Origin of the sequence: Aneurinibacillus terranovensis DSM 18919 (assembly GCF_000430625.1) — a bacterium.
GTDB classification, from domain to species: domain Bacteria; phylum Bacillota; class Bacilli; order Aneurinibacillales; family Aneurinibacillaceae; genus Aneurinibacillus_B; species Aneurinibacillus_B terranovensis.
In genome coordinates, this window is sequence record NZ_AUMJ01000080.1 from 12,242 (window position 1) to 16,555 (window position 4,314).

The following is a 4,314-nucleotide window of genomic DNA, read 5'->3' on the forward strand; positions in this document are numbered from 1 at the left end:
CCCGCGAGTTTTTCTCAGGTGACCCATGGAGGAAAGTATATGTTGCTTTAACACTGTAAAGCAACATATACTTTCTTTAACGGCAAAAAAAGCAGCCATAAAGGCTGCTAACTTTTATAGATACAGGATAAAAAAAGGAGTTATGGTGGGCCTAGGCTGACTCGAACAGCCGACCTCACGCTTATCAGGCGTGCGCTCTAACCAACTGAGCTATAGGCCCGTTACCCGAAAAAGGGGTATAAAACAAATGGAGCGGGTGATGGGAATCGAACCCACGTATTCAGCTTGGAAGGCTGATGTTCTACCATTGAACTACACCCGCATAATAAAAATTCACAACGTCGATGACGTCGAATATGATTTTTTGCATAAAATATGGTCGGGAAGACAGGATTTGAACCTGCGACCTCCTCGTCCCGAACGAGGCGCTCTACCAAGCTGAGCCACTTCCCGAAAGTATTGCAACAACAGAAATAACTATATCACCATTTCTAACACATGTCAACCGAAATGTAGCTAACTTCCGACTGCCAATATTCGGGTACATGCCTATCCCCCTTGGACTCCTATCCACATACAATATCGATAGATGTGCTTATAAGGAGATGTTATCTACATGATTAAAAAAAAAGTCTCGGGAACAAAACGGGAAACGATTAGCGCAAACCAAAATCTAGTGTCGATTGAAGAGTCTATCAGGGACATAGAGTTCTCTCTTCAGACGATATTAGAAAAAGTGGAAGGACTTGAGCGTATCCAGGAAAGCATAGAGGAAATTAAACAGCACACCGTCCCGACAAAAGTCCAAGACAAAAAACGCCCGGCTGCCTTTCCCCGAATAGCCCACAACAGAAGAAAGGAACCTGAGATCCGACAACCCGCTGTTTCGGAACCTGTGCCCACTCCCGCACCCACTCCTAATCCAGCTCCCGATTCGCGTTCAAATACCGAGTCGAACGAAGAACTTACCGCTCAGCTAAACAATCTGCTGCAAAACCCAACTGTACAGTCCTTTCTCAAGAAAAACGGATCTCAAAAGGATTTAACAAACCTTTTAAAAAACCTCGATCTGTCTAAGGTAAGCAAACTGCTGCAGGCAACGCAGGAAAAAGGAACTTCAATGAAAAAGAAAAGTTCATCATTAAACAGTAGCGATGGCATTGATTTAAAAACCATTATGGAGCTAATGAAAAACCCGATGATTCAGTCGATGATTAAGAAGGTATTGTAAGGGACCATAATTAAGCTGGCGTCAATCGAAGATGGTTGACGCCGCTTTGCATACTTTTATTATCAAATGTCAAAACATTCATTGACGGTTCAAACATGGTCTGTTAGAATTTCAAGTGTAAAATTCTACTTATAATTTAAAATTACATATGTGATTTTAAAAGGGGAGTTAACCTTTGTCAGTAAAATCAGCGGTACGAGTGCTGGAAATTTTTGAATTGCTTGCCGGGCACCCCAATGGATTAACGGTGAAAGAAATCAGTGAGGCCTTGTCTTTTCCTCAGAGCAGTACATTTCATCTGGTGCAAACGTTGTTCTCTAACGACTACATTTCGCAAACCATAATGAAACGATACAAGCTGGGACCCAAGCTCATTCAACTGGGAACGCGGGCATCAGACTCACTCGATCTGCACTCCGATGCCCAACCACATCTAGAGAAACTGATGAATGAAGTACAGGAAACCGTATTTATGGCCGTGTTATCGGGAGAAGAAATTGTTTATGTCTCCAAATTCGATAACTATCGTTCGATTCGAACAAGCGCCCAAATCGGGTCGCGCAAACCGCTTTATTGTACAGGTCTCGGAAAGGCATTCCTTACCTTCCTTCCAGGCAAGGAACGAAAACAACTGCTTGAACACGCTGAATTAAAAGCGGTTACAGCAAAAACGATTACCGATCGTTCAGTATTGGAAGAACAGTTGAAACAATTTGCGAAAAACGGCTATGCCATCGATGATGAAGAAAGTGAGGAAGGATTATTTTGCTTGTCTGCCCCCATTTTTAATGCGGCCGGCCGCATGACGGCGGCCATCAGCGTAGCCGGACCAAAGGAGAGGATTACCTCTCGAAAGCAAGAAATTGTACACCATTTGCTTCATGCGGCCGCTAGTGTTTCACGAAGTATAGGGTACAACCGGCCAAGTTAGGAGGGTCGTCATGGATGTTGTAACTTTCGGGGAAACAATGGTTTTATTTACGTCTGATCAACCGCTCCCTCTCGAATATGTTCACCAGTTCCATAAACAAATCGGCGGTGCCGAATCCAATGTGGCGATTGGGCTGCAGCGTCTGGGGCATGCCGTGGGATGGTTCAGCAAGCTTGGAAATGATCCCTTTGGACGTTTTATTCACAAATTTGTTCGTGGGGAAGGAGTCGACACATCCCATTGTTCTTATACCGATGAAGCACCTACCGGCATTTTTTTTAAGGAGAAACGTTCCGCATCGAATATTGATGTCTATTATTACCGGAAAGGGTCAGCGGCCAGCTTAATGGGACCAACGGATTTGGATGAAAAGTACATTGCCGGAGCAAAAGTCCTCCATCTTACTGGCATTACTCCTGCCTTAAGTTCCTCCTGTCTACAAACGATAAATAAAGCGATTGATGTGGCAAAAAAACACGGGGTAAAAATCTGCTTCGACCCCAATCTTCGCCTTAAGCTCTGGAACAGGGAAGAAGCAAAGAAAATCCTGCTGGGCATCGCTGCAAAAGCGGACTATGTTTTACCCGGACTGGAGGAAGGGCAGCTTCTGACGGAACACAAGGAACCGGAGAGCATGGCTGACTTTTTTTTGAAACACGGTGCAGGAACCGTTGTGATTAAGTTAGGAAGCAAAGGGGCGTACTATCAGACCTCGCAAGAAAGCGGCTATGTATCCGGATTCCCCGTGAAAACGGTAGTCGATCCGGTTGGTGCAGGCGATGGTTTTGCCGCGGGATTTCTAAGTGGCATCTTGCGAAATATGCCCATTCAATGTGCGGTAAAACGTGGAAACGCAGTGGGAGCCATTGTTGTTCAGGTAAGCGGTGATGTGGAGGGCCTGCCCAGCGAGGCAGAGGTTGAGCAAATGATAGCGGGTAAGCATGGTGACCAGGATGTAAAACGTTAAGGGGTGGGAAAAACATGGAAAAGTTAACAAATGTAAGGCGATTATTTGATTCCGGGCTGGTGGCCATTATTCGCAGACCCAGGGCTTCGCAAATTCGTCAGATTGCTGAGGCATTAGTCCAGGGTGGCGTCGGGGCGCTTGAGATTACAGTGGATACCCCTCGCGCATTTGACATGATCCGGGATATCAAACAGACATATGGCGATCGTGTACTTGTCGGGGCAGGAACGGTTCTGGATGCCGAAACAACGAAAACGGCCATCGAGTCCGGTTCAGATTTTATTTTCTCTCCTATTCTGGATGAAGCAACCATCCGGCTGACCAATCGGTATGGAAAGATTTCAATCCCTGGAGTCATGACTCCGTCAGAGATTGTCAAAGGGTATCAAGCAGGAGCGGATTTACTTAAAATTTTCCCGGGACGCTCTTTAGGCGTTGACTATATAAAAGAACTTCAGGGCCCGCTCGGCCATATTCCCATGATGCCGACGGGTGGAGTAGATTTGTCAAACGTCGAACAATTTATCAGAAATGGAGCTGCTGCTGTAGGAGTTGGCGGATCCCTTCTGAATAAACAAGCCATTGAAGAAGAACGTTACGAAGTTTTAACCGAGACCGCCCAAAAATTTGCAGCGGCCATTCAAAGAGCAAGAGGAAAAGAGTAAAAAAATGGAAACCACGAAAATGGAAGCATTATGATTTAACAGGCTTTTTGGCCTGCGCTACTACCCTGCCTGACGGATAATCACGTCAGGCTTTTTACATAACCCCGTGAGTTTTTCTCAGGTGACCAATGGAAGAAAGTATATGTTGCTTTAACACTGTAAAGCAACATATACTTTCCTTAACGACAAAAAAGCACTTTCCTGAATCGGAAAGTGCCGGCTTATTTATGTATGGTACCGATGGTCGGGGTCGAACCGACACTCCCGAAGGAACACGATTTTGAGTCGTGCGCGTCTGCCAATTCCGCCACATCGGCACAATCATGGCGTGCCCGGAGAGACTCGAACTCCCAACCTTCTGATTCGTAGTCAGACACTCTATCCGATTGAGCTACGGGCACGTATATTTCATTTAATTAAGCTATAATGGAGCGGACAACGAGACTCGAACTCGCGACCCCGACCTTGGCAAGGTCGTGCTCTACCAACTGAGCTATGTCCGCATAAAACAGTGGTGCGG

Annotated in this window: 4 protein-coding genes and 6 tRNA genes; 4 read left to right on the forward strand and 6 right to left on the reverse strand. The window is 45.8% G+C overall.

The annotated features are described in order from the left end of the window. Window positions 1-143 precede the first annotated feature (143 nt). The 3 genes from H525_RS0114140 to H525_RS0114150 form a co-directional block, all read right to left on the reverse strand. A tRNA-Ile gene (locus H525_RS0114140) sits at window positions 144-220 on the reverse strand. Window positions 221-248: 28 nt separating this feature from the next. Further along, window positions 249-322, reverse strand: a tRNA-Gly gene (locus tag H525_RS0114145). A 54-nt stretch (window positions 323-376) separates the two neighbouring features. Then, a tRNA-Pro gene (locus H525_RS0114150) sits at window positions 377-453 on the reverse strand. A 163-nt stretch (window positions 454-616) separates the two neighbouring features. Between H525_RS0114150 and H525_RS0114155 the strand changes: the two genes are divergently transcribed. The 4 genes from H525_RS0114155 to H525_RS0114170 all read left to right on the forward strand — a co-directional run bounded on the left by H525_RS0114155 (window position 617) and on the right by H525_RS0114170 (window position 3,794). Next, on the forward strand, window positions 617-1,231 hold the full coding sequence (locus H525_RS0114155; RefSeq protein ID WP_027416733.1) for a hypothetical protein: 615 nt from the start codon (window positions 617-619) through the stop codon (window positions 1,229-1,231). Window positions 1,232-1,406: 175 nt separating this feature from the next. Then, window positions 1,407-2,162 (forward strand): IclR family transcriptional regulator, encoded by a 756-nt coding sequence (locus H525_RS0114160; RefSeq protein WP_027416734.1) that lies wholly within the window; start codon window positions 1,407-1,409, stop codon window positions 2,160-2,162. Between the two features lie 10 nt (window positions 2,163-2,172). Next, window positions 2,173-3,129 (forward strand): sugar kinase, encoded by a 957-nt coding sequence (locus H525_RS0114165; RefSeq protein ID WP_027416735.1) that lies wholly within the window; start codon window positions 2,173-2,175, stop codon window positions 3,127-3,129. A gap of 14 nt (window positions 3,130-3,143) precedes the next feature. Next, entirely contained in the window at window positions 3,144-3,794 is a 651-nt protein-coding gene (locus H525_RS0114170; RefSeq protein ID WP_027416736.1) for a bifunctional 4-hydroxy-2-oxoglutarate aldolase/2-dehydro-3-deoxy-phosphogluconate aldolase, read from the forward strand. A 232-nt stretch (window positions 3,795-4,026) separates the two neighbouring features. Here the strand turns inward: H525_RS0114170 and H525_RS0114175 are convergent. From H525_RS0114175 to H525_RS0114185, 3 genes are all read right to left on the reverse strand, one after another. Beyond that, window positions 4,027-4,111: transfer RNA gene (locus H525_RS0114175), tRNA-Leu, on the reverse strand. A gap of 7 nt (window positions 4,112-4,118) precedes the next feature. Continuing rightward, window positions 4,119-4,195, reverse strand: a tRNA-Arg gene (locus tag H525_RS0114180). A gap of 26 nt (window positions 4,196-4,221) precedes the next feature. Continuing rightward, window positions 4,222-4,297 (reverse strand) — tRNA-Gly (locus tag H525_RS0114185). Window positions 4,298-4,314: the final 17 nt, after the last annotated feature.